The following is a 23,199-nucleotide window of genomic DNA, read 5'->3' as shown; positions in this document are numbered from 1 at the left end:
GACTTGTCAGCGTCGAGGATTGCTCGGGCGACCGCCGGCCCTGACAGGTCGGTGGCCGGCGGTGGGGGCGTCGGGGCGCAGCAGGCCCTCGGACCGCAGCTCCTCCCAGACCCCGACGGGGACGTCGCGGGCGTAGTGGTCGAGGTTGGTCCTCACCTCGCCGGCGGTGCGCATGCCCAGCGTGACGTTCACGACGGCCGGGTGGGCCAAGGGGAACGCGATGGCCGCAGCCGGAAGCGTCGTCGCGTGCCGTCCGCAGACCGCGGCGATCCGACGGGCCCGGTCCAGCAGCGCAGGCGGCGCGGGCGCGTAGTCATAGGCGGCGCCGGCGGCCGGCTCGGCGCGGGCCAGCAGGCCGGAGTTGAAGACGCCGACGGCCACCACGGACTTGCCGAGCTCGGTGGCGGCCGGCAGCACGTCGTCGAGCCCGGACTGGTCGAGCAGGGTGTAGCGACCGGCCAGCATCACCACGTCCGCGGCGGTCTCGCGCAGGAACCTGGTGAGCATGGCCGTGCTGTTCATCCCCGCCCCGATGGCCCCGACCACTCCCGCGTCGCGGAGCTCGGCCAGGGCCGGCATCGCCTCGTCGGCCGCCTGCGGCCAGTACTCGTCCGGGTCGTGCACGTAGACCACGTCCAGCCGGTCCAGGCCGGTGCGGGCCAGCGTGTCCTCGATCGAGCGCCGGACGCCGTCCCGGCTGTAGTCGCGGACCCGGCGCAGGTCGCCCGGCACTTCGAAGATGTCGTCGTCCCGGCCCGTGGGGTGCTCGTTGGCCACCAGCAGCCGACCCACCTTGGACGACACGACACACTCGGCGCGGGGGCGGCCGCGCAGCCCCCGGCCCAGCCGCCGCTCCGACAGGCCCAGCCCATAGTGCGGTGCGGTGTCGAAGTAGCGGAGACCGCCGTCCCAGGCTGCCGTCACGGCCTCGGTCGCCACCTCCTCGGGAGTGGCGGTGTACAGGTTGCCGATCACCGCGGCACCGAAGCCCAGCTCGGTCAGGGCGACCCCGGTCCCCCGGATCGGACGGCGGCGCAGGACGGTCTTCGGCGACTCGGTCATGCACTCATCCTAGGGTGCGCAAACGTTTGCCTTGGACCGGTGCCGCGCCCTAGACTTCCCCAGCACGCTCGACGACGAGGAGAACCCATGACGGACCAGCAGGACCTGGAACGGATCGCGGCCGTGATCGAGACCGGGCCGTACAGCGACACCTGGGAGTCGTTGGCGGCGTATGAGGTGCCGCGCTGGTTCGCCGAGGCCAAGTTCGGCATCTTCCTGCACTGGGGCGTCTACTCCGTGCCCGCCTTCGGCAACGAGTGGTACGCGCGTCACATGTACGTGGAGGGCCGCCCCGAGTTCGAGCACCATCGCGCCACCTACGGCTCGCAGGACGAGTTCGGCTACGCCGATTTCATCCCCTCCTTCACCGCCGACGCGTACGACCCCGACGCCTGGGCCCAGCTCTTCCGCGAGGCGGGCGCCCAGTTCGTGGTCCCGGTCGCCGAGCACCACGACGGCTTCGCCATGTACGACTCCGGCCGCAGCCGCTGGAAGGCCACGGCGATGGGCCCGCAGCGCGACGTCCTGGGTGAGCTGGCGGAGTCGGTCCGGCGCCAGTCGATGGTCTTCGGGGCCTCGAGCCACCGGGCCGAGCACTGGTGGTTCATGAACGGCGGCACGCTGAGCCCCTCCGACGTGCTGAACCCCGCGACGGCTGACTTCTACGGGCCGGCCCAGTCCCAGGCCATGCAGCCCAACGACCAGTTCCTGATCGACTGGTTCCTGCGCACGATCGAGATCATCGACACCTTCGAGCCGCAGGTGCTGTGGTTCGACTGGTGGATCGAGCAGCCGGCCTTCGAGCCCTGGCTGCGCAAGATCGCGGCCTACTACTACAACCAGGCCGTCCGCTGGCACCGCGGCGTGGTCATCCAGTACAAGTACGAGGCGTTCCGGCCCGGTACCGCCGTGTACGACATCGAGCGGGGCGCGCTGGGCGGCATCCACCCGACGGTCTGGCAGAACGACACCTCGGTCTCGCGGAACTCGTGGTCCTGGATCGAGGACCACGACTACAAGAGCGCGGACGAGATCCTCGCCGAGCTGGTCGACGTGGTCAGCAAGAACGGCGTGCTGCTCCTGAACCTCGGACCGAAGCCCGACGGCACCATCGCCGAGCCCGAGCAGCAGCTGCTGCAGACGATCGGCCGCTGGCTGGGCGTCCACGGCGAGGCGATCTACGGCACCCGGCCCTGGCAGATCGCGGCCGAGGGGCCGACCGAGCAGCGCAGCGGCTACTTCACCGACTCCTCCGCCACCCGCTACACCGCGTCGGACTTCCGCTTCACCTCCCGCAAGGGCGTCGAGGGCGAGTTCCTGTACGCGACCGCGCTCGACTGGCCGGCCGACGGACAGCTCCGGGTGGCCAGCTTCGGCAGCAACGCCGGCCTGGTCGGCGGCGCAGTCGCGGACGTGACCGTGCTGGGCCACTCGGGCGAGCTCGCCTGGTCCGTCGATCCCGACGCCCTGCACGTCACCCTGCCCGCCGACCGGCCCAGCAGCTTCGGCGTCACCGTCCGCGTCGAGGTCGCCCCCGCCGAGCCCGGCAAGCGCCGCACCGGCTTCCACCTCTGACCCGGGCGCTTCGCGGGCCACGCCACGCGCCTTGACACGCTCAGGGCGCGGAGTGGCGACCGCTCAGGCCGACGACGGCCGCGCCGACGAGGCTGATGAGCACCGCGAGCCAGGTGGTCCAGGACGGAGAGGAGGGGTCGGTGAGCAGGCTCAGGACGGCGGCGGTCAGCACCTGGCCGGCCACCGCGAAGACGCCGACCACGAGCACGCCGTGGATCCGGACGGTGACGCTGGAGGCCCAGATGAAGCCGATGCCGCAGAGCCCTCCGAGGTAGAGCCACGGCCGGGCGGGCAGCCCGCTGACCCGGCCGGGCAGAGCCAGGGTGACCAGGAGGAACACCAGCAGCCCCAGGGTGCCGACGAAGAAGTTGTTCCAGGTGGTGACCCAGGAGCCGAACCGGGAGGCGACCCGGCCGTTCATCCCCTGCTGCAGGCTGTTGGCCGCGCCGGCGACCAGCGGGAGGGCGGCGAGGACCACGAAGACCGCGGTCAGCGGCAGCGCGCTGAGCATGCCGGCACCGGAGACGGCCACCGCCAGCACGGCCATGGCGGCACCCACCAGCCGACCCGCGCTCAGCTGCGCCGGTGCGTTCGGACCCCAGCCGCGGTGGTCGACCAGCAGCGCCATCACCGCCTGGCCGGCCACGAAGCAGAGCACGAAGAACGTGATGCCCAGTGCCCTGGCCGCGATGCCCTGGGACGCGACGAAGAACGCACCACCCAGCCCGCCGACCACCAGCCAGAGCGGCACCCGGCGTCCGACGACCGCCCGCAGCAGGTCCACCACGCCGCGTCCGATGGACCGCCGGGCCAGGGCCAGCACCGTCAGCACCACCAGCCCGCCGCCGAAGCTGATCACCGCCGCCAGCGCCACCGCCCGCAGCCCGGTGCCGAGCCGGCCGGCGAGGTCGCCGTTGACCTCCGACTGCAGCGCGATCAGGGCACCGCTGCCCAGCATCATCGGCAGTGTGACCCACCACCGCAGCGGCTGGGCCGGCGACGCAGCGCTCGACGGCAGCTGCCCCGAGGCGGGCGGACGGGCGGCCGGCGCGTGCGACATCGAGCGGGCTCCTGGAAGGACGGAGGGGTCGGCTCGCCGATGGGCCGAAGGGCTCCCCCATGCTCGCAGAACGTCGAGCCTGGCTCTGCCTGGTGCTCGCCGAACCGCGGGCGCGGCCCCGCAGGTCTCAGCCGGCGACGTAGCCCTCGAGCTGGTCGCGCTCGAACTGCAGCTGGGAGATCTGGGACTTGACCAGGTCCCCGATGCTGACGATGCCCGCCAGCTCGTGCTGGTCATCCAGCACCGGCAGGTGGCGGATCCGCCGGTCGGTCATCTCGTTCATCAGCAGCTCGACGGTGTCCGCCGCCGAGCAGCTGTGGACGTCGGTGGTCATGATCGCCGCGACCGAACCCGTCAGGAAGTCGGTGCCGTGGCTCAGCCGCCGGATCACGTCGCGCTCGGAGACGATGCCGGCGATCGTCCGGCCGTCCGTGGACACCACCACGGCACCCAGGTTGCGACGGTCCAGCAGAGCGACGAGGTCGGCGACCGAGGACTCCGGCCGGACGGAGACCACGTCGGAACCCTTGACGCTCAAGATGTCCTGGATCCTCATCGCCGCCTCCCGCTCCGAGGCTAGCCCTCAGGCGCCCCGCCGGACAGCCCTTCCCGGCCTCAGCCGGCCTCGGGCGTGACGGCCCGCTGGGCGTCGACCAGCCCGTACCCGTCCAGCGCGGTGTAGCCGGCGCCCAGCTTGTTGACCAGCACCACGGTGATCTTCTTGCCCTTGGTCGGGTAGGCCGCGAACTTCATGCCCTTCGGCGATCCCGTACCGGCCGGCAGGAAGGTCTCCCCGCCCAGCTCGTCGGCCCCGTTGCCCTCGCGTGAGGAGCCGAGGCCGGAGACCACGAGATCCCGGTCGACCCCGAACTGGAGGGTCTGGCCGCGCTTGATCCCTTTGCTGAAGGTGACCAGCATCCGGTGGTACTGGCCCTTGGCGGTGCCGCCGGGGGCGGAGTACGTCGCCTTCACGGTGCTGCTCGTGAGCCCGCCGGCGGTGGCCCCGACCGTGAAGGGGAAGCCGTCACCGGAGAACGACGGCCGGCCGTCGAACTTCCGCGGGTCGAACACGATGCCCGCCGACGTGGAGCCGCTGTTCCCGAGCGCCGTGGGGCTGGCGCCCTCGCCGTAGAAGCGGATCGCCCGCAACGGCACCTTGCCGGTGTAGCTGATGGTGAAGAAGCGCCGGTCGTACAGCGAGCCGGCCACCAGGCTGGACTCCGAGCCCTGCGCACCCGACGCGCTGACGGTCAAGCCGCCCACTGTCCCGGCGGAGTGGTTCGGGTCGAGGTCGTGGGGGTAGGCGGACTTCTCCAGCCGGGTGCGCATCGCGGTCGGCCGGACCGACTCGGGGCCGCCGGCCTTCTCCAGCACCAGGGCCGCGATGGCCGCGGCGTGCGGAGCCGCCGCGCTGGTACCGAAGAAGTTCGGCCGCGAGTCGGCGTCCCGAGGGCTGTCCTGGCCGAAGAAGGTCGTGTTACCGCCGTCCGCGCTGGCGATCTGGGGTACCCGGCGACGCTGGAGCTTGTCGTAGCGCTGCCCCTCGGAGTCGAAGAACACGGCCAGGTTGCCGCCGGCGGAGGTGTAGTACTCGGGCAGGTACGGCCGGAACGGGTCGTACGCGGCCACCGCGGTGGCGCCCTTGGCCGCAGGGTGGCCGAAGATGGCCGGCGCGAGCGGGTTCACGTACTCGTTGAGGTAGGCGTCCCCGAACAGCACGGTCCGCAGCCGGGTCGCGCCGACCTTGCCGGTGCCGGAGCGGGAGATGACCATCTGGATGTCGGTCGTCTCGTCGAAACCGCTGAGCGCGGCCAGCTCCGCCGGGCGCCCGCTGAGGGTGTTGAGGTCGGCGGAGGCGAAAAGGAAGTTGCCGTCCTGGTCGAAGAACAGCGCGTTGTAGTCGGTGCTCACCTTCGACGCCGAGATGACCGGCCGGACGTCGACGGTGAAGTCGCCGGTGGCGTCGGCGTAGCCGGAGACCGTGATCGTGTAGGTCCCCGCCTGGGTCAGCTTGGCGCCCAGCACCTCCGGCGACGAGCCGGTGTCGACCGTGCCGAGCTCGGTGCCGTCGGGCGCGCTGACCGTCAGGACCAGGTCGGTGCTGCCCGAGGGGATGGCGTCGGTGCGGAACTCGACGGTCTTGCCCACCTGGTCACGGGTGGCGGTGAAGGACAGCTCGGGCGCCGGGTCGTCCGCGGTGACCGCCCCGGTGCCGGTGAAGATCGGAGCCCCGTACCGCGCTCCGTCGAGGTCGGTCGGGTCGTCCCACTGCAGGTCGACCGAGCCGCCGGCCGCGCCGATCCGCAGCGTCTGGGCCACGTCGACGCCGGTGCCCACGTGCATGTCCTGCAGCCCGCCGCTGTAGTAGGAGGGGTCGACGTCGGAGAAGTCCAGGTTCGTCCCCTTCAGCCCCTGCGAGAGCGAGACGAGGTGGCTGGTCCCCGACCAGGCCTGCTGCTCACCGGCGTTGCCGGCGGCGCTGAAGTACTGGACACCCTCGGCGGCCACGTGGTCGATCGCGTCGTTGAGGACGGAGTCGGAGTACATCGGCTCGTCCAGGTAGGTGATGTCGTCGACGAGGACGTCGGCGCCGCAGCGGCCCGACTTGTCGGCGAGCAGGCGCACGTTGTCGGCAAAGCCCACCAGACCCGTGTACGCCGTGGCGAAGCACAGCTTCGCGGCCGGCGCGACGTCGTGGACGATCTGCAGCATGCCGCGACCCTCGTCGTAGACGGGGCTGCTCTCGTCATCCGGGGTGTCCTCCAGCACGACGACCGGCTGGGGACTGTCCGCGTTGCCGGTACCCGGGAGGTCGCCCGAGGCGACGTCGTCGGCCGCATGGATGGTCAGCGGCTGGCCCCCGACGTCGGTGGTCGCGGTGTCGTAGGAGTCGGAGAGGGCGCCGACGGTGATGCCCGCACCCTTCACCCCGGTGGCCTGGACCTTGTCCACCTGCTGCAACGCCACCCCCTGGGAGGTCACGGCACCGGCCCGTACCTGCGGCCTGACGGCCTGGGCCAGCGTCCCCGTTCCGTCCAGGGCGGCCAGTGCGGACACCGCGTCCAGGGCGACGAAGCCCTCCAGGGTGCCCCGGCTGCGGTCGACGGCCTGCACCTGCAGACCCAGGGCCGAGGCGCGGCGACGGAAGTCGGCGCGGTCGACGCCGGCCTGCGGCGTGAGGTCGACGAGCACCCGGCCGTCCGCGTCACGGATGGTGAGGGCGTCCTGGTCCAGGTGAGGTCCGGGGACCGCCCGCCGGCTCGTCGCACCGGCCCGCTGCACGAGCCGGCCGAGACCGTTGCCCAGGGCGCGGTCCGCACTCTTGCCGGTCGTCGGACCGAGGGGCGCCGCCTCCGTCCGCGTCGCCGGGACGACGGCCGAGAAGCCCACCGCCACCACGAACACCATGGCACCTGTTGTCCAGCGTCGAGACCGCAAGGTCACGTCCCATCGTCGAGTTCGGTACGGCGTCGGACCCCCGGCCGCCCCCACGGGACGGTAATACCTGAAGCAGCTCCGGCCCTACTCGGGGACGGTCACGTTTGGGTGTCGGCGGCACCCGGCAGAGTGGGCGGGTGCCCAGCCCCGACCTCGCGGAGTCCGCCGTCCTGCTGGTGCTCGGCGTGTCGTGGCCAGACCGGCAGGCCCACCTCAGCGTGCAGGAGCTCGACACGGGTAGGACCGCCGGCTGCCTCTGAAGGATCGACGCCTGGGTTTCACCACGGTGTCGGCCGGCCCCTGGTGCACCGGCTGGTACGACCTCGACGGGGCTGGTCGTCGGCCGTGCCCCGGCCGCCGGCCGGCCGTCGGCTCGCGCCAGTGCGCCGACTGCGCGCTGCGCGACCAGTTCCGCTTCGTGCACCACGGCCACACCGGCGGCTACGTGCCGGCCGCGCTCGAGCCGGTGCTGGCCGCACCGCACCTGCTGTACCTCGCGACGTTCGCGGACGGCTTCACCAAGGTCGGCACCGCGGCGGAGCACCGCCGGACGGGCCGGATCGACGAGCAGGGCGCCGTCCTCGCCAGCTACGTGGCCGCGACGACCGACGGCCGGGTGGTCCGGGAGGCGGAGGACCTGGTCACCGCCGAGCTCGACGTCCCGCAGCACCGACGCCGGGCCGCCAAGGTCGCCGCGCTGGCCCGGCCGGCCGAGCGGGCGCGCGTCCGGACGCGGCACGCCGAGACGGTGCAGCAGGTGTCGGCCCTGCTCGCCCGCGCCGGCCTCGGCCCTGGGCTCATGCCCCTGGACGAGCCGTGGACCCCGCCGTCCGACATGGGGGTGCTGGCCGGCATGCCGCCCCAGGGCAGCTGGGTGGAGTACCCGTCCGACCTGCGCAGCGGCGGTCACGGCCTGCTGGTGGAGGCCTGCGCCGGGTCCGCCGTGCTGGCCCGGACCCGCCCCGGGCCCGACGCCGGCCGCTACCTGGTCGACCTCGGCCGGCTGACCGGCGCGCGGATCGTGCCGGGCGACGTCGACTCGCCCGAGACCGAGGTCCAGGAGCCGCTGTTCTGAGCGTCGCCCCTCAGACCTGCGCCCTGCCCTCCCCCAGGGTCCGACGCCACCCGCGCCCGGCGTCGAGGACGAAGGACAGGGTGACCATGCCGACGGCCAGGACCAGGTGCAGCACGTTGTCCGCGTCGTCGAAGGGGACGAAGTTGGCGGCCGACTGGTACTCCACGACGATGCCGTACAGGAACAGCGCGAGGTAGACGAGTCCGCCGTAGAGCAGGAAGTTGCGCGCGGCCAGCGGCGTCCGGGCGAGGACCAGCCCGGCGACACCGAAGACCAGGTGCACCACGTTGTGCAGCACCGACACTTGGAAGACGCCGAAGAGCTGGGCCCCGGACATGTGCGAGGCGAACTGCAGCTGGGAGTAGCCGGTCGTCACGCCGGGCACGAGGCCGAGCACCCCGACGAGCAGGAAGACCAGCCCGACCAGGACCGACCCTCGCTGCACCGGCGCCCGGCCGGCCTTGACGCCGCTCGCGGCTCGGTTGTTCTGCGTGGTCATCGTCATCCCTCTCTCGTTGCTCCCCCGGTCTCGACGAGTCGGACCCGGGCTGCCCTGGGTTCCCGGTGGAGCCACTCCAGGGATGCGTACCCGAGCTGTTGCAGTTTGACACAAGCGACTACTGACGCGAGAGTAGTCCGGTGTCGTCCATCCGCCTCTTCGTGCTCGACACCCTCGAGCGCCACGGCGAGGTGCACGGCCACCAGCTGCGGCTGCTGGCCGAGCAGGAGCACGTCCACCTCTGGACCGACATCTCGGTCGGCGCGCTCTACGGGGCGATCAAGCGGCTGGCGGCCGAGGGACTGGTCGCCGAGGTGCGCACCGAGCGTCCAGGCTCCTACCCCGAGCGTCAGGTGTACGGCATCACCGACGCCGGTCGGACGTCGCTGGCCGAGCTGCGGCGCAGCACGGCTGAGCACGTCGCGTTCAAGCCGGACCCGTTCGACCTCGCGCTCAGCCGTCCCGACCCTGACCGGCTCGACGAGCTCGCCGGCGTGGTGGCGGGCCGGCTGGAGGCCCTGCAGGCACTGCTGGCCGAGACCCGGCGCAACAACGAACGCGCCCGGCCCTACCTGAGCACCGGCGAGGCGCACGCCATGGCGCACCGTGAGCACCGCCTCACCGCCGAGATCCGGTGGCACCACCAGCTGCTCGCCGACATGCCCGACGTCGTCGCCGACGAACGGGCCCGCGCCCTCTCCCCCGAGACCCTTCCCACCGCTGCACTCCCGAAGGACATCCGATGACCAACCAGACCCGGGTGGCGCCGACCACCGCCGCCCCGCGCCGCTCACGCGTCGATCCCCGCCGTTCCTGGCAGGCCCTGGCCGTGCTGCTGGCCGGCATGTTCATCGCCCTGCTGGACACGACGATCGTCAACGTCGCCCTGCCCACCATCCGCACCAGCCTGGACGCGTCGGAGTCGACGCTCTCCTGGATCATCTCGGGCTACGCGCTGGCCTTCGGCCTGGCCCTGATCCCGGCCGGCCGGCTCGGGGACCGGCTGGGCCACAAGTGGGTCTTCTTCACCGGCGTGGCGCTGTTCACCCTGGCCAGCGCGGCCTGCGGGCTGGCCCAGTCCGACACCCAGCTGGTCGTGTTCCGGATCGTGCAGGGGCTGGCCGGCGGCATCTTCGTGCCCGCGGTGACGGCGTTCATCCAGCTGCTGTTCCCCGGCCGGGCCCGCGGCAAGGCGTTCGCGGTGATGGGTGCGGTCCTCGGTGTCTCGTCGGCCCTCGGTCCCATCGTCGGCGGCCTGATCATCGAGGCGTTCGGCAACACCAGCGGTTGGCGGCTCGTCTTCGGGGTCAACCTGCCGATCGGCGTCGCCACCCTGATCGCGGCCGCGCTGCTGCTGCCGTCCCGGGACGAGGTGCCGACGTCCGCACCCACCGGGATCGACCTGGTCGGGCTGCTGCTGCTCAGCGCCGGACTGGTCGCCCTGCTGGTGCCGCTGATCGAGGGCCAGGACAAGGGGTGGCCGCTGTGGACCTACCTGACGCTGGCGGGCGCGGCCGTGCTGCTCGTGGGCTTCGCCCTCTGGGAGATCGGCTACACCCGGCGGGGCGGCAGCGCGCTCGTGCCGCCGCACCTGTTCAGCCACGCGGCGTTCACCGGCGGCGTGGTGCTGGCCCTGGTCTACTTCGCGGCGTTCACCAGCATCTTCTTCACCATCTCGCTGCTGTGGCAGAGCGGGCTGGGCCACACCGCGCTGCAGTCGGGCGTCGTCTCGATCCCCTTCGCCATCGGCAGCATCATCGCGTCGTCCTCGAGCAACCGGCTGAGCGAGCGGCTCGGCCGCAACGTGCTGGTCATCGGCACCGCGATGCTGCTCATCGGCCTGGTCTGGGTGTGGCTGCTGCTGCGGAACACCTCGCCGTCCGACCTGAGCCACTGGGACCTGCTGCTGCCGTTGTTCGTCGCCGGGCTCGGCAACGGCGCGTTCATCGCGCCCAACGCGCAGTTCATCATCGCCACGGTCGACCGCTCCGAGGCCGGTGCCGCCAGCGGCGTGGTCTCCACCGTGCAGCGGGTCGGCAGTGCGGTGGGCATCGCGATCATCGGCAGCGTCCTCTTCGGCTCGCTCGTCGTCCGTGGTCCCGGGGCGGACGCCCTGGCCACCGGCTTCGTCGACGCGGCCGCCAAGGCCATGGCCGTGAGCTGCGCCTTCGCCCTGGCCGCGCTGCTGCTGGTCTTCGCCCTGCCGAAGCGCACCACGGCCGGCGGCCCGCCGGTCCCCCGCGGGGAGTGAGCGGGGGCGCACCTAGCCGTAGGTTGTTCAGCATCATGTCCGAGCATCCTGCCACCCTGGCCCGCGTCGGATCGCTCGACCTCACCTGGGCCGGCGGCGGTCCGGTCGAGGGGCCGGTCGACGAACGCGACGCCGACGGGTACGCCGACCTGCGGACCTACGCCACCATCGGCGACGGCCGCACGATCGCGCTGGTCGCCCGCGACGGGCGGATCGACTGGCTACCGCTGCCCGACGTCAGCTCCGTCGCGGCCTTCGGAGCCCTGCTCGACGCCGAGAACGGCGGTAACATCGGGCTCTGCCCGACGACGGCGTTCTCCGCCGGCCGCCGGTACGTCCCGGGGACGAACGTCCTCGAGACCACCTTCACCACCGCCACCGGCTCGGTCCGGGTGACCGACTCCCTGAACACCGGCGTCGCCGGGCGGCTGCCGTGGGCTGAGCTGGGGCGCCGGATCGAGGGCGTGGACGGCGAGGTGGAGCTGCGCGCCGAGGTCGCCCCGGGCACCTTCTTCAACCAGGCGTCGCCCTGGGTGCACAGCACCGTGCACGGCAAGGTCCTCCGCGTGGACGGGCTGACGCTGGCCGTCCGCACGCTCGCGGACGCCGGTGTCGAGGTCGACGACCGCCGGATTGGCGCGACCTTCCGCACCTCTCCGGGCTCCCGGCACCTGCTGGGCCTGGTCGCCACCGAGCGCGAGGCGCTCACCCTCGTCGAGCCGGAGGCGATCGACGAGGGGATCGACCGCACCGTTGCGAACTGGCGTGCCTGGAGCGGCACCTTCTCCTGGGACGGGCCGTGGCAGCCGGCGGTCGAGCGCAGCGCGATGGTGTTGAAGCAGCTGATCTACGCCCCGACCGGCGCGCTCGCCGCGGCCGCCACCACCTCGCTGCCGGAGTCGCTCGCCGGCGGCAAGAACTGGGACTACCGCTTCGCCTGGATCCGGGACACGGCGTACGCCCTGACGGCCCTGTTCCGGTTCGGCGTCCGCGAGGAGACCCACAGCGCGATCAGCTGGCTGCTCCGCACCATGCGGGAGTTCTCCGACGAGCCGGCGGTCTTCTACACCCTGGGCGGTGGTCTCGCGACCGACCAGCCCACCCAACGGGACTCACCCGGATGGCGCGGCCTCGGCCCCGTCGTCCGGGGCAACGGGGCCCGTGACCAGCTGCAGCTGGGGGTGTTCGGCGACGTCTTCAGCATCGTCCAGCTCTACGTCGACCACGGCAACGTCCTCGACGACGAGAGCGGCCGGCTGCTGACCCTGATCGCCGACCGGGCCTGCGACCGCTGGCGCAGCCGCGACTCCGGTATGTGGGAGCTGCCCGAGCTCCAGCACTTCACCACCTCCAAGCTCGGCTGCTGGCAGGCCCTGCACCAGGCGGCACACCTGTCCGAGATCGGCCAGCTGCCCGGATCGGCCGACCGCTGGCGCAGCGAGGCCGAGGAGATCCGCGCCTGGGTCGACCGTCACGCCTGGTCTGAGGAGCTCGGCGGCTACGAGTGGTACCCGGGTAGCGGCAAGCTCGACGCCTCGATCCTGCTGCACGCGATCAGCGGCTTCGACCGCGGCGAGCGCATGTCGGCCACCCTCGACGCCGTGCGCCGCGAGCTCGGCGCAGGACCGCACCTCTACCGCTACTCCGGGGCCGCCGACGAGGAAGGGGTCTTCGTCGCCTGCTCGTACTGGATGGTCTCGGCCCTGCAGCTCGTCGGCCGCGAGCAGGAGGCCGCTGAGTTGATGGAGGAGCTGATGGCGGCCCCGAACGACGTCGGTCTGCTCGCGGAGATGATCGAGCCGGAGTCCGGCGCCTTCCTCGGCAACCTGCCCCAAGCCCTCAGCCACCTCGCCCTGCTGAACGCCGCCATCACCGTGCATACGGGCAACCGGTGATCGGCCCCGCTCACCGTCTCAATCAGCGGACACGATTCTCATCAACTGAGATTTCAATTTGATCCGGGGAGTCGGACGGCCGACTCTGGCAGGGTGCCCACGTCCGAGTTCCTGCGCGCCCGTCCCCGTCCGGTGCGCGCAGCAGCGGGACGACCGTCGGGGCTGACGGCTCGACGCTTCATCGACCTCAGCCTGACCGCCTCCATGATCTGTCGACGCGGTTGCCGCTGAGAGCCTGCAACGGCCGAGGCCCGTGCCCCAGACGCACGAGCCGCGCCACCCCGACGGAAAGACATCGATGAGCCCCGACAGCCCCGCCTCACCCGCAGCCCGCGCTTCGACTGCGCCGCGCGCCAAGACGCGACGGGTCAAGGGTGAGGGCCAGTGGGCCCTCGGTTACCGGGAGCCCCTGAACGCGAACGAGCAGTCCAAGAAGGACGACTCGCCCCTCAACGTCCGGGCCCGGATCGAGAACATCTACGCCCACCGCGGCTTCGCCTCGATCGACCCGGGTGACCTCCGCGGACGGTTCCGCTGGTACGGCCTCTACACCCAGCGCAAGCCGGGGATCGACGGCGGCAAGACCGCCACCCTGGAGCCGCACGAGCTGGACGACGAGTACTTCATGCTGCGGGTCCGGATCGACGGTGGCGCGCTGACCACCGAGCAGCTGCGCGTGATCGGCCAGATCTCGGTGGACTTCGCGCGCGGCACGGCCGATGTGACCGACCGGCAGAACGTGCAGCTGCACTGGATCCGGATCGAGGACGTGCCCGAGATCTGGCGCCGGCTCGAGGCCGTCGGACTCAGCACCACCGAGGCCTGCGGTGACTGTCCGCGGGTCATCCTGGGCTCGCCGGTCGCGGGCATCGCCGCGGACGAGATCATCGACCCCACGCCGGCCATCCGCGACATCGCGGAGCGCTACATCGGCGACCCGCAGTACGCGAACCTGCCGCGCAAGTTCAAGACCGCCATCACCGGCGTGCCCGGCCAGGACGTGGTGCCCGAGGTCAACGACATCGCCTTCGTCGGCGTCGAGCACCCCGAGCACGGTCCCGGCTTCGACCTGTGGGTCGGGGGCGGGCTCTCCACCAACCCGATGCTGGCCGTCCGGCTCGGCGCCTGGGTCCCCCGCGAGGAGGTGGCCGAGGTCTGGGCCGGGGTCTGTGGGCTGTTCCGCGACTACGGCTACCGCCGGCTGCGTACCCGGGCCCGGATCAAGTTCCTGGTGGCCGACTGGGGCCCGGAAAAGTTCCGGCAGGTCCTCGAGGACGAGTACCTGCACCGCGCGCTGGTCGAGGGACCTGCGCCCGCGGTGCCCACGGTGACCGGTGACCACGTCGGGGTGAACCGGCAGAAGGACGGTCGCTGGTTCGTCGGCCTGGCCGCCGCGGCCGGTCGCACCAACGGCGCCGACCTGCTCCGGCTGGCCGAGATCGCCGAGGCCCACGGGTCCACCCGGATCCGGACGACGCCGATGCAGAAGCTGCTCGTCCTGGACCTCGAGGAGGACCGGCTGGAGTCCCTGCAGGCCGCCTGCGAGACCGTCGGTCTCTCCGCCCGGCCCGATGGCTGGCGCCGTTCCGTGATGGCCTGCACCGGGATCGAGTTCTGCAAGCTGGCCATCGTGGAGACCAAGGCCCGGGCCGTCCGCCTGGTCGACGAGCTCGAGACCCGGCTCGGCGCCATCGAGTCCCCGATCACCGTGCACCTGAACGGCTGCCCCAACTCCTGCGCCCGGATCCAGGTCGCCGACATCGGGCTCAAGGGTCAGCTCGTCCCCGGCCCGGGCGGCCAGCAGGTCGAGGGCTTCCAGGTCCACCTGGGTGGCGGACTCGGCATGGACGCCGGCTTCGGCCGCAAGCTGCGCGGCCACAAGGTGACCGCCGACGAGCTGCCCGGCTACGTCGAGCGCCTGGCGAAGACCTTCGTCGCCGAGCGCGGCGACGGGGAGCGCTTCGCCCAGTGGGTGGCCCGCGCCGACGAGTCGGTGCTGTCATGACCGCCGCCCCACCCCCGGGGGCCGGCCATCAAGAACGCCAGGCCGTCATGCACTGCCCGTACTGCGCGGAGGAGACGTTGTTCCCGCGGGAGCAAGGCTGGGAATGCCGGAGCTGCCTGCGGGCGTTCTCCGTCACGTTCCTCGGTCTGGTGACGGGCCGGGGCCAGACGCAGGAGGCTCACCCATGAGCACCACCCTCGACCTGTCCGACGTGGCGGTCCAGGCCAACCACGACCTCGAGGGCGCGACCGCGCTGGAGATCATGGGCTGGGCCTACGAGCAGTTCGGCTCCGGCCTGGTCGTCACCTCCTCGATGGCCGACACCGTGATGGTCTCCCTCGCCGAGCGCGTGGCCCCGGGGATCGACGTCGTCTTTCTCGACACCGGCTACCACTTCGTGGAGACCATCGGCACCCGCGACGCCGTCGCGGCCGTTCACCACGTCAACCTGATCAACGTCACCGCCGAGCAGACTCCTGCCGAGCAGGACGCGACCTGGGGTCGTGACCTCTTCGCCCGCGACCCCGACCAGTGCTGCGCCTTGCGCAAGGTCGCCCCGCTGGGCCGGGCGCTCGAGCCGTACGCCGCCTGGGCCACCGGCCTCCGCCGCGCCGACTCCGCGTCCCGCGCGAACACCCCCATCGTGTCCTGGGACGCCCGTCGGCACCTGATCAAGGTCGCACCCATCGCCACCTGGAGTGACGCCGACGTGGCCGACTACATCGAGACCAACGCCCTGATGGTCAACCCGCTCCTCGACGACGGCTACGCCTCCATCGGCTGCGAGCCGTGCACCCGGCGCAGCGTGGGCGGCGACGTCCGCTCCGGCCGCTGGGCCGGCCTGGGCAAGACCGAGTGTGGGATCCACCTGTGAGCGCCACGACCGCGACGGCCGCCCCCGCATCGGGTGTCGAGACCCGGCCCGGGGCCACCCTCTGGTTCACCGGTCTGCCGTCGGCGGGCAAGTCGACCATCGCGCACGCTCTGGCGGAGCGGCTGCGCGCCGACGGACACCGCGTCCAGGTCCTGGACGGCGACGAGGTCCGGCCGCACCTGTCCGCCGGTCTGGGCTTCAGCCGCACCGACCGGGACATCAACGTCGCGCGGATCGGCTGGGTCGCGCGGCTGCTGGCCGGTCACGGCGTGGTCGTGCTGGTGCCGGTGATCGCCCCCTACGCGGCTGCCCGCGACGGCGTCCGGGCCGCGCACGCGCAGGCCGGCGTGCCCTTCGCGGAGGTCTACGTCTCCACGGCGCTCTCGGTGGCCGAGGACCGCGACGTCAAGGGTCTCTACGCCCGCGCCCGGGCCGGTGAGATCAGCGGCATGACCGGGGTCGACGACCCCTACGAAGCACCGGCGAGTCCCGAGCTGGTGCTGGACACCGCACAGATCGACCTCGACGCCGCCGTCGAGCAGGCCGACGCCCTGCTGTCCGCCCTTGGGGCGACCCGCAGCCGAGAGGACCAGCGATGACGAACCCCGCCCCCGAAGCGGGTCTGGCCCCCGATGTCCTGCGGCCGCTGAGCGAGCTGCAGGCGCTGGAGTCCGAGTCCATCCACATCATCCGCGAGGTCGCGGCGACCTTCCGGGCGCCGGTGATGCTCTTCTCCGGCGGCAAGGACTCTGTCGTCATGCTGCACCTGGCGGCGAAGGCGTTCTGGCCGGCGCCGATCCCGTTCACCCTGCTCCACGTGGACACCGGCCACAACTTCCCCGAGGTGCTGGACTACCGCGACCAGGCCACGGCCTTCTACGGCGCGAGACTCGCGGTGGCCTCGGTCCAGGACTACATCGACGACGGCCGGCTGCGCGAACGCCCGGACGGCCAGCGCAACCCGCTGCAGACCGTGCCGCTGCTCGACGGGATCACCAACGGCAAGCACGATGCGGTTTTCGGCGGCGGGCGACGTGACGAGGAGCGGGCCCGGGCCAAGGAGCGCGTCTACTCCCTGCGCGACGAGTTCGGCCAGTGGGACCCGCGCAACCAGCGCCCCGAGCTCTGGTCGCTCTACAACGGCCGGCACCTGCCCGGCGAGCACGTCCGGGTGTTCCCGCTCTCGAACTGGACCGAGCTCGACGTCTGGGACTACATCGAGGCCGAGAAGATCGCGCTGCCGTCGATCTACTACGCCCACGAGCGCGAGGTGATGCTGCGGGACGGCATGTGGATCGCGGTCACCCCGGTCACGCCGGTCACCGACGTCGACGAGGTGGAGCGCCGTTCGGTGCGCTACCGCACGGTCGGCGACATGAGCTGCACCGCGGCCGTGCTGTCCGACGCCACCACCGTGGCCGACGTGATCACCGAGGTCGGCCTCAGTGTGCTGACCGAGCGCGGAGCGACGCGGGCCGACGACCGGCTCAGCGAGGCCGCCATGGAGGACCGCAAGCGAGAGGGCTACTTCTGATGACCACGGTTCCCGGCCTTCGACAAGCTCAGGGCGGTCCGGGGCTGCGTCCCCGCGTCGGCCGCTGGGTCACCCCCAGCGGCAGCGGCCGTCGGACGCTGCTGCGGCTGGCCACCGCCGGCTCCGTCGACGACGGCAAGTCCACCCTGGTGGGCCGGCTGCTCTTCGACACCGACTCCGTGCTCACCGACACCCTCGACCACGTCGAGCAGGTCAGCCGCCGCAAGGGTCTGGCCACCGCCGACCTGGCGCTGCTCACCGACGGCCTGCGCGCCGAACGCGAGCAGGGCATCACCATCGACGTCGCCTACCGCTACTTCCACACCCCGGCGCGCAAGTTCATCCTGGCCGACTGCCCCGGGCACGTGCAGTACACCCGTAACACCGTCACCGGCTCGTCCACCGCGGACGTGATCGTGCTGCTGGTGGACGCGCGCAAGGGCGTCGTCGAGCAGACGCGCCGGCACCTGGCCGTCGCCTCGCTGCTGCGGGTGCCGCACGTGGTGCTGGTGGTCAACAAGATCGACCTGGTCGACTACTCCCAGGAGGTGTTCGACCGGATCGCCACCGACTTCGCGGTCCTGGCCCGCAGCCTCGGCGTCGGCGACAGCCACTGCATCCCGGTCTCGGCGACCGAAGGCGACAACGTCGTCCGCCGGTCGTCCCGGACGCCCTGGTACGAGGGCCCGACGGTGCTCGGCTACCTGGAGACCGTGGACGACACCCCGGTCGCGGTCGGCGCGGACTTCCGCTTCCCCGTCCAGTACGTGATCCGGCCGCAGCAGGCGGCGCTGGCCCCCTGGGCCGCCTCGGCGCCCGCCGTGGACGGCGACTACCGCGGTTACGCGGGCAAGGTCGAGTCGGGTCGGGTGCGCGTGGGCGACGAGGTCGTGGTGCTCCCCCGCGGCTCGCACACCACGGTGGTGGCCATCGACACCGCCGACGGCCCGCTGCAGGTCGCGGTCGCCGGGCAGTCGGTGACGCTGCGCCTGGACCACGACATCGACGCCTCCCGCGGAGACATCTTCGCCGCCACCGACGCCCCGCCGGCGCCGGTGCGGGAGCTGACCGGCACGGTCTGCTGGCTGGCCGAGCGCGAACTCACGGTGGGCGCCCGCGTGCTCGTGCAGCACGGGACCTCGCTGACGAAGGCCATCGTCCGCGACATCGACGGCGCGCTGGACCTCGGCGACACCGGGGTGCCGACCTGGCAGCCGGCGACCCGGCTGGGGCTGAACGACATCGGCCGCGTCCGGGTGGCGCTGGCCGCGGCCCTGCCCGTCGACCCGTACCGCGAGCACCGGACCACCGGCGCGTTCCTTCTCGTCGACGAGGCCGACGGCTGGACCCTCGGCGCCGGCATGGCCGGCGCCTCCGCGATCTCCGGCAGCGTCACCACCTCAAGCAACGCCACCACTCCCGAGAGGCTCCGCCCATGACCGCGCTCGATGGTCGCGCTCCGCGCTCCAGGGCCCTGAGCTCCGCCCGATCTCAGTCGTTCGTCCCGATTCCGGACGACCGGCTCCCGCGCCCGATGAGCCAAGCGCGTCGCCTGGAATCGCTCCTCACTCCCGAGAGGCTCCGCCCATGACCGCACCAGCACTCGTGCTCCTCGGCTACGGCAGCAGCGATCCCCGGGTCGCCCGCGTCAGCCAGCGGATCAAGGCCGCGCTGCTGGAGATCCGGCCGACGCTGGATATCGAGGTCGCGTTCCTCGACCACGGCACGCCCAGCGCGCCGCAGGTGGTGTCCCAGCTGGCGCTGCGCGGGGCGAGCGAGGTCGTGCTGGTCCCGCTGCTGCTGTCCGACGCGTTCCACGCCGCGCTCGAGGTGCCGGCCGTGGTAGCCGCCGTCCGTGCGGCGCACCCCGGTCTCCGGGTTCTCGCGTCCCGGCCGATCGGACCCGAGGCGTCGCTGCTCTCGGTGATCGACCGCCGGCTGCGCGACGCCCTGCGGTCACGCCGGATCAGCGAGCTCGACGGCCTCGTCTTCTCCGCCGCCGGCAGCCACGATGTCCGCAGCAACGCCATCGTCGCGCGCCGCGCCCGCCAGTGGGCCACCCACCACCGGCTGCCGTGCGTCACCGCGTTCGCCGTCGCCTCCGGCCCCACGACGGCCGAGGCCATCCGAACGCTGCGCGGCCAGGGCCGTCGCCACATCGCCGTCGGCAGCTGGTTCCTCGCCCCGGGGCTGCTCTTCACCCATCAGGCCGAACTGGCCTACGAGGCCGGCGCCGTCGCCGTCGCCGATCCGATGGGTGCCGAGCCCGAGATCGCCGAGGTCGCCCTGGTCCGCTACGTCGTCGCGGCCATGGAGCTCGTCGAGCTCGGCGAAGACGCGGATACCGAGGTCGAGGAGCTGCCCGCCCGCCATCTCTCGGTGGTCAGCGCCTGACGCCGCTGCTCGCTACGGGTGGTCAGGTCGCCGCGAGGCGGACCTTCTCAGCGGCGACGTCGAAGCCGGCGGGGGGCCACGCGAGGTCGAGGGCGCGCAGGTGCTCGACCAGCAGCTGGGCCACGGCCCAGTTGCGGTACCACTTCCGGTCCGAGGGGACGACGAACCAGGGTGCGCGCTGGGTGCTGCAGCGCTCCAGCACGGCCTCGTAGGCCTCGACGTAGGCGAGCCACTTGCTGCGCTCGTCGACGTCGCCCGGGTTGTACTTCCAGAACTTCGTCGGGTCGTCGAGCCGGGCGGCGAGCCGCTCCTTCTGGGTGGCGCTGGAGATGTGCAGGAAGCACTTGATCACCGTGGTGCCCGCAGCGACGAGCCCGTCCTCCCAGGCGTTGATCTCCTCGTAGCGCTTCGACCAGACCGACTCCTTCACCAGCGAGTTGACCCGGACGGTCAACACGTCCTCGTACTGGGAGCGGTCGAAGATGCCGATCATGCCGGGGGCCGGCAGCTCGCGCTCGATCCGCCACAGGTACGGGTGGGCCCGCTCCTCCTCGTTCGGGGCCTTGAACGCCTTGATGTGCACGCCTTGCGGGTCGACCATCCCGATCGCGTGCCGGATCACGCCACCTTTGCCGGAGGTGTCCATGCCCTGCAGCACGACGAGCACCTTGGGCGCGTCGACCTCTCCCGAGCGGCCGGCCGCGTACAGCCGCTCCTGCAGGTCCGAGAGCTCAGGCTCCAGGGCCGCCGTCCGGGCCTCGGCGTCGGACTTGCCACCCTCGAAGCCCGTCGTCGCCGCGCTGTCCAGCTCGCCGAGGTGCACCGTCCCCGCGGGCAGCCGCAACAGCTCGCTCAGCGGTTGGGTGACGGGTACGGGTCCGGCCTTCGAGCTCTTCTTCGCCATGCGGTGATTGTGCCAGGGTGAGGCGGTGCCCAGGCCCTCGATCCAGCTGCTCTACTCCGTCGACGACCCCTCCGCCCGAGGCGAGCTCAGCGATGACGACCTCGTCCGGCTCTACCGCTATCCCGGCGACGGCCGTCGGCGGCTGCGGACGAACTTCGTGTCCTCCCTCGACGGCTCGGTCCAGGGGCCTGACGGCCGCTCCGGCGGCCTCGGCACCGCAAGCGACTCCTACGTCTTCGCCCTCCACCGGGCACTCGCCGACGCCGTCGTGGTGGGCGCCAGCACCGTCCGGGAGGAGAGCTACCGCTCCATCGACCTGCAGCCCTGGCAGTCCGAGCTGCGGGAACGGCTGGGCCTGGCGCCCTACCCCGCGCTGGTGATCATCTCCGGCCGGGCGCAGCTCGATCCCGTGATCGCCCAACCAGAGCAGGGAGAAGGCGGCCCTGTCATGATCATCACCACCTCCGGCAAGCCTGAAGATGATCTTGCTCCTCTTCGGGACGCCGGCATCGAGGTCGTCGAGTCGGGCTCGACGGTCGAGCTCGCGGCGGCGCTGCAGGTGCTCGGAGCCCGGGGCTGGTCACGACTGCTGTGCGAGGGCGGCCCGGGCCTGCACCGCGACCTGCTCGCCGCCGGGCTGGTGGACGAGCTGTCGCTGACCCTGGCTCCGGTGGCGGTCGGCGGTCAGGGGATGCGTTCGACCAGCGGCGACGCCCTGGACCCGCCGCGGTCGTTCGACCCGACCTTCGTCCTGGGCGGCGAGGACGGGACTCTCTTCACCAGCTACCGAAGCCGGGACTGACCGGTGACCGCAGCCCCCGAACGCCATGACCTCCTCGACCAGCTGACCCGTGCCGTCGCTTCCGTCGACGCCCTGGTGGCCGGCGTCCGGCCGGAGCAGTGGTCGGCGCCGACCCCGTGCTCGGAGTGGACGGTCCGCCGGCTGGTCGGGCACCTGAGCGGGATGAACCGGGTCTTCGTCGCCCTGCTCGCCGGGCAGCGACCGCCGCGGCCAGGAGAGGCCCCCGAGGACGCCGACCCGGTCGCGGCCTTCCGGACCTCAGCGGCGTCCCTCCAGACGGCGTTCGCGGCGCCGGGCACGCTCGAGCGCACCTTCGCCGGTCCGATGGGTTCCGCGACCGGTGCGGAACGGCTGCAGATCCGGCTCTACGACCTGCTGGCCCACGGCTGGGACCTCGCTGTCGCGACCGGACAGCCCGTCGCGATGCCCGAGGACGTGGCTGAGCACGCGCTCACCTTCGTCCGGGGCCAGCTGAGCGACGACGCCCGCCCCGGACGGTTCGACGCCGCCCGACCCGTCGCCGACGACGCGCCGGCCATCAACCGGCTGGTGGCGTTCCTGGGTCGGGCGGTATCGGCCTAGGCCCGGCCGGCTCGGGGCCAGACGATGCCGGTGAACGAGGCGGAGAAGGCGTCGTGGCTGCGCCGGATGGACTCGAGCTCCGGGAGCGTGCTGTGGTCCTGCTCGAGGAACAGGTAGTCCAGGTGGGGCAGCGCCGCCGCGGCGTCGACGATGTCCTGGATGGGCAGCATCCCGGTCCCGATCTCGGTGAAGCAGCGGGTGTCCTTGCGCTCGTCGAAGACCCCCATGTCGATGTCCTCCGTCCGCGACACGACGCCGTCGAAGAGGTCGAGCGGCTGCGGCGAGTGCTCGGGGAAGTCCTTCTGGTGCAGCAGGATGACCCGCTCGGGAAAGCGCCTCATCCAGTCCACCGGGTTCTGGCCGCCGCGGTACATCCAGTAGGTGTCGAGCTCGAGGAAGACCAGGGCCGGGTCCGTGTGCTGCAGGATCAGGTCGTAGACGTAGTCGTCCCCGCAGCGCTGGAACTCCTGGAAGTGGTTGTGGTAGTAGAACCGCATGCCGCGCTCCCGGGCCAAGGCGCCCACCTGGTTGAAGACCTCGCAGCGCCGCAGGACGAAGTCCCGGTCCCCGTAGGGGTAGAACTCGATGTCGCAGCCGACCTGGGTGTTCCCCAGCTCGGCCTGGTAGTCCAGCGCCCGCGGCAGGATGTCGAGGTGCAGCGGGTTGAGGTGGCAGCCGACGATGGACAGGCCCAGCTGGTCGAGCTGGTGGCGGAGCTCGGGCGCCCGGACCCCGAAGCCGACGCCGGGGTCCTCCCTCGCGCGGTGGTTCGCCGCCTCGAGCCGGGTGAACCCCGCCTCGGCGAGCTGGGTCAACGTGCCCCAAGGATCGCCGGCCAGGGCCCGGCGGACCGAGTAGAGCTGCAGACCGACCCGCACGTCCATCCTGGCCACCTCTCCTCGTCGGGTCCGGTGGGGACGGGCGCCTCCAGCGTGGTGCCCCCAGTGTTGCGGGCCCCGCCCGGGAGGGCTACAGCAGGTTCTCGGCCACCCTCGCCGCCCGCTCGTAGGCCTGCTTCTCGGTCCAGGACGCCAACGCGTCCCGCCGCGCCGTCTCCCGGATGCGCGCGGCGATCTCGCGTCGGATCCGCTCCTCGAACTGGCGGACGTCGTCCCCGACCGCGTAGTCGAAGTCACGGGTGCTGGCGGACTCGCCGTCCGGACCGTGTGCGGCCCGCTCGAGGGTCATGAGGGCTCCTGGGGTACTCGCGGAGCTGGCTGCCCCCGCGCGTCCAGCCTGGCCTCTCGGC

22 protein-coding genes are annotated in these 23,199 nt (G+C 72.1%); 14 read left to right on the top strand and 8 right to left on the bottom strand.

The window, feature by feature from the left end:
* Positions 1 to 6: 6 nt before the first annotated feature.
* A complete protein-coding gene (locus ACFE7W_RS13975) occupies positions 7 to 1,062 on the bottom strand; it encodes an aldo/keto reductase (RefSeq protein ID WP_375425413.1) in 1,056 nt (351 codons plus the stop codon).
* 87 nt (positions 1,063 to 1,149) lie between these two features.
* Here ACFE7W_RS13975 and ACFE7W_RS13970 point away from each other — a divergent pair, with 87 nt between their 5' ends.
* Entirely contained in the window at positions 1,150 to 2,637 is a 1,488-nt protein-coding gene (locus ACFE7W_RS13970; RefSeq protein ID WP_375425412.1) for an alpha-L-fucosidase, read from the top strand.
* 40 nt (positions 2,638 to 2,677) lie between these two features.
* Here the strand turns inward: ACFE7W_RS13970 and ACFE7W_RS13965 are convergent, their stop codons facing one another.
* The 3 genes from ACFE7W_RS13965 to ACFE7W_RS13955 all read right to left on the bottom strand — a co-directional run bounded on the left by ACFE7W_RS13965 (position 2,678) and on the right by ACFE7W_RS13955 (position 7,141).
* Complete coding sequence (locus tag ACFE7W_RS13965; protein ID WP_375425411.1) at positions 2,678 to 3,697, bottom strand: DMT family transporter; 1,020 nt, start codon at positions 3,695 to 3,697, stop codon at positions 2,678 to 2,680.
* 127 nt (positions 3,698 to 3,824) lie between these two features.
* Positions 3,825 to 4,253 carry a CBS domain-containing protein gene (locus ACFE7W_RS13960; protein WP_375425410.1) on the bottom strand — a complete coding sequence of 143 codons (429 nt, stop codon included), beginning with the start codon at positions 4,251 to 4,253 and terminating at the stop codon, positions 3,825 to 3,827.
* Positions 4,254 to 4,312: 59 nt separating this feature from the next.
* Positions 4,313 to 7,141, bottom strand: a complete 2,829-nt coding sequence (locus ACFE7W_RS13955; protein WP_375425409.1) for a S8 family serine peptidase — start codon at positions 7,139 to 7,141, stop codon at positions 4,313 to 4,315.
* A gap of 131 nt (positions 7,142 to 7,272) precedes the next feature.
* Between ACFE7W_RS13955 and ACFE7W_RS13950 the strand changes: the two genes are divergently transcribed.
* Together ACFE7W_RS13950 and ACFE7W_RS13945 are read left to right on the top strand one after the other, a co-directional pair.
* A complete protein-coding gene (locus ACFE7W_RS13950) occupies positions 7,273 to 7,395 on the top strand; it encodes a hypothetical protein (RefSeq protein WP_375425408.1) in 123 nt (40 codons plus the stop codon).
* Between the two features lie 26 nt (positions 7,396 to 7,421).
* On the top strand, positions 7,422 to 8,210 hold the full coding sequence (locus ACFE7W_RS13945; protein WP_375425407.1) for a hypothetical protein: 789 nt from the start codon (positions 7,422 to 7,424) through the stop codon (positions 8,208 to 8,210).
* 10 nt (positions 8,211 to 8,220) lie between these two features.
* Here the strand turns inward: ACFE7W_RS13945 and ACFE7W_RS13940 are convergent, their stop codons facing one another.
* Positions 8,221 to 8,715, bottom strand: coding sequence for a DUF4383 domain-containing protein (locus ACFE7W_RS13940; RefSeq protein WP_375425406.1), 495 nt, complete (start codon positions 8,713 to 8,715; stop codon positions 8,221 to 8,223).
* A gap of 134 nt (positions 8,716 to 8,849) precedes the next feature.
* Here ACFE7W_RS13940 and ACFE7W_RS13935 point away from each other — a divergent pair, with 134 nt between their 5' ends.
* The 9 genes from ACFE7W_RS13935 (at position 8,850) to ACFE7W_RS13895 (ending at position 19,662) form a co-directional block, all read left to right on the top strand.
* Positions 8,850 to 9,455 (top strand): PadR family transcriptional regulator, encoded by a 606-nt coding sequence (locus tag ACFE7W_RS13935; protein WP_375425405.1) that lies wholly within the window; start codon positions 8,850 to 8,852, stop codon positions 9,453 to 9,455.
* The gene (locus ACFE7W_RS13930) at positions 9,452 to 10,960 is read left to right on the top strand and encodes an MFS transporter (protein ID WP_375425404.1); all 1,509 of its coding nucleotides are present in this window, start codon (positions 9,452 to 9,454) and stop codon (positions 10,958 to 10,960) included. Before ACFE7W_RS13935 ends, ACFE7W_RS13930 begins: the two co-directional genes overlap by 4 nt.
* 35 nt (positions 10,961 to 10,995) lie before the next feature.
* On the top strand, positions 10,996 to 12,855 hold the full coding sequence (locus tag ACFE7W_RS13925; protein ID WP_375425403.1) for a glycoside hydrolase family 15 protein: 1,860 nt from the start codon (positions 10,996 to 10,998) through the stop codon (positions 12,853 to 12,855).
* Positions 12,856 to 13,153: 298 nt separating this feature from the next.
* Positions 13,154 to 14,860, top strand: a complete 1,707-nt coding sequence (locus ACFE7W_RS13920; protein ID WP_375425402.1) for a nitrite/sulfite reductase — start codon at positions 13,154 to 13,156, stop codon at positions 14,858 to 14,860.
* Between the two features lie 184 nt (positions 14,861 to 15,044).
* Positions 15,045 to 15,734, top strand: a complete 690-nt coding sequence (locus ACFE7W_RS13915; protein ID WP_375425401.1) for a phosphoadenylyl-sulfate reductase — start codon at positions 15,045 to 15,047, stop codon at positions 15,732 to 15,734.
* Complete coding sequence (gene cysC, locus ACFE7W_RS13910) at positions 15,731 to 16,333, top strand: adenylyl-sulfate kinase (RefSeq protein ID WP_375425400.1); 603 nt, start codon at positions 15,731 to 15,733, stop codon at positions 16,331 to 16,333. Before ACFE7W_RS13915 ends, cysC begins: the two co-directional genes overlap by 4 nt.
* Positions 16,330 to 17,268 (top strand): sulfate adenylyltransferase subunit CysD, encoded by a 939-nt coding sequence (cysD, locus tag ACFE7W_RS13905; RefSeq protein WP_375425399.1) that lies wholly within the window; start codon positions 16,330 to 16,332, stop codon positions 17,266 to 17,268. The genes cysC and cysD overlap by 4 nt, the downstream gene beginning before the upstream one ends.
* Positions 17,268 to 18,707, top strand: coding sequence for a sulfate adenylyltransferase subunit 1 (locus ACFE7W_RS13900; RefSeq protein ID WP_375425398.1), 1,440 nt, complete (start codon positions 17,268 to 17,270; stop codon positions 18,705 to 18,707). The genes cysD and ACFE7W_RS13900 overlap by 1 nt, the downstream gene beginning before the upstream one ends.
* 148 nt (positions 18,708 to 18,855) lie before the next feature.
* Positions 18,856 to 19,662 carry a sirohydrochlorin chelatase gene (locus ACFE7W_RS13895; RefSeq protein ID WP_375425397.1) on the top strand — a complete coding sequence of 269 codons (807 nt, stop codon included), beginning with the start codon at positions 18,856 to 18,858 and terminating at the stop codon, positions 19,660 to 19,662.
* Between the two features lie 22 nt (positions 19,663 to 19,684).
* Here the strand turns inward: ACFE7W_RS13895 and ACFE7W_RS13890 are convergent, their stop codons facing one another.
* Positions 19,685 to 20,566: a PPK2 family polyphosphate kinase gene (locus tag ACFE7W_RS13890; RefSeq protein WP_375425396.1), complete on the bottom strand. Its 882-nt coding sequence runs from the start codon at positions 20,564 to 20,566 to the stop codon at positions 19,685 to 19,687.
* Between the two features lie 25 nt (positions 20,567 to 20,591).
* Here ACFE7W_RS13890 and ACFE7W_RS13885 point away from each other — a divergent pair, with 25 nt between their 5' ends.
* Both ACFE7W_RS13885 and ACFE7W_RS13880 read left to right on the top strand, forming a co-directional pair.
* The gene (locus ACFE7W_RS13885; RefSeq protein ID WP_375425395.1) at positions 20,592 to 21,368 is read left to right on the top strand and encodes a dihydrofolate reductase family protein; all 777 of its coding nucleotides are present in this window, start codon (positions 20,592 to 20,594) and stop codon (positions 21,366 to 21,368) included.
* 3 nt (positions 21,369 to 21,371) lie between these two features.
* On the top strand, positions 21,372 to 21,950 hold the full coding sequence (locus ACFE7W_RS13880; RefSeq protein ID WP_375425394.1) for a TIGR03086 family metal-binding protein: 579 nt from the start codon (positions 21,372 to 21,374) through the stop codon (positions 21,948 to 21,950).
* Here the strand turns inward: ACFE7W_RS13880 and ACFE7W_RS13875 are convergent.
* Together ACFE7W_RS13875 and ACFE7W_RS13870 are read right to left on the bottom strand one after the other, a co-directional pair.
* The gene (locus ACFE7W_RS13875) at positions 21,947 to 22,834 is read right to left on the bottom strand and encodes a sugar phosphate isomerase/epimerase family protein (protein ID WP_375425393.1); all 888 of its coding nucleotides are present in this window, start codon (positions 22,832 to 22,834) and stop codon (positions 21,947 to 21,949) included. The two genes, ACFE7W_RS13880 and ACFE7W_RS13875, sit on opposite strands and share 4 nt — an antisense overlap.
* Positions 22,835 to 22,919: 85 nt before the next feature.
* Positions 22,920 to 23,138: a hypothetical protein gene (locus ACFE7W_RS13870; protein ID WP_375425392.1), complete on the bottom strand. Its 219-nt coding sequence runs from the start codon at positions 23,136 to 23,138 to the stop codon at positions 22,920 to 22,922.
* Positions 23,139 to 23,199 lie beyond the last annotated feature (61 nt).

It is taken from the genome of uncultured Friedmanniella sp., assembly GCF_964244285.1.
Classification (GTDB): domain Bacteria; phylum Actinomycetota; class Actinomycetes; order Propionibacteriales; family Propionibacteriaceae; genus Microlunatus.
Note: the sequence above shows the minus strand (reverse complement) of the source record. Positions and strands in the feature narration are given on the sequence as shown.

Bases quoted from the DNA above. Each gene is read 5' to 3' on its own strand.
- ACFE7W_RS13965 (WP_375425411.1), bottom strand. From the start codon at position 3,697: ATGTCGCACGCGCCGGCCGCCCGTCCGCCCGCCTCGGGGCAGCTGCCG.
- ACFE7W_RS13925 (WP_375425403.1), top strand. From the start codon at position 10,996: ATGTCCGAGCATCCTGCCACCCTGGCCCGCGTCGGATCGCTCGACCTC.
- ACFE7W_RS13890 (WP_375425396.1), bottom strand. From the start codon at position 20,566: ATGGCGAAGAAGAGCTCGAAGGCCGGACCCGTACCCGTCACCCAACCG.
- ACFE7W_RS13930 (WP_375425404.1), top strand. From the start codon at position 9,452: ATGACCAACCAGACCCGGGTGGCGCCGACCACCGCCGCCCCGCGCCGC.
- ACFE7W_RS13915 (WP_375425401.1), top strand. From the start codon at position 15,045: ATGAGCACCACCCTCGACCTGTCCGACGTGGCGGTCCAGGCCAACCAC.
- ACFE7W_RS13940 (WP_375425406.1), bottom strand. From the start codon at position 8,715: ATGACGATGACCACGCAGAACAACCGAGCCGCGAGCGGCGTCAAGGCC.
- ACFE7W_RS13960 (WP_375425410.1), bottom strand. From the start codon at position 4,253: ATGAGGATCCAGGACATCTTGAGCGTCAAGGGTTCCGACGTGGTCTCC.
- ACFE7W_RS13900 (WP_375425398.1), top strand. From the start codon at position 17,268: ATGACCACGGTTCCCGGCCTTCGACAAGCTCAGGGCGGTCCGGGGCTG.
- ACFE7W_RS13870 (WP_375425392.1), bottom strand. From the start codon at position 23,138: ATGACCCTCGAGCGGGCCGCACACGGTCCGGACGGCGAGTCCGCCAGC.
- ACFE7W_RS13975 (WP_375425413.1), bottom strand. From the start codon at position 1,062: ATGACCGAGTCGCCGAAGACCGTCCTGCGCCGCCGTCCGATCCGGGGG.
- ACFE7W_RS13895 (WP_375425397.1), top strand. From the start codon at position 18,856: ATGACCGCACCAGCACTCGTGCTCCTCGGCTACGGCAGCAGCGATCCC.
- ACFE7W_RS13970 (WP_375425412.1), top strand. From the start codon at position 1,150: ATGACGGACCAGCAGGACCTGGAACGGATCGCGGCCGTGATCGAGACC.
- ACFE7W_RS13920 (WP_375425402.1), top strand. From the start codon at position 13,154: ATGAGCCCCGACAGCCCCGCCTCACCCGCAGCCCGCGCTTCGACTGCG.
- ACFE7W_RS13875 (WP_375425393.1), bottom strand. From the start codon at position 22,834: ATGGACGTGCGGGTCGGTCTGCAGCTCTACTCGGTCCGCCGGGCCCTG.
- cysD (WP_375425399.1), top strand. From the start codon at position 16,330: ATGACGAACCCCGCCCCCGAAGCGGGTCTGGCCCCCGATGTCCTGCGG.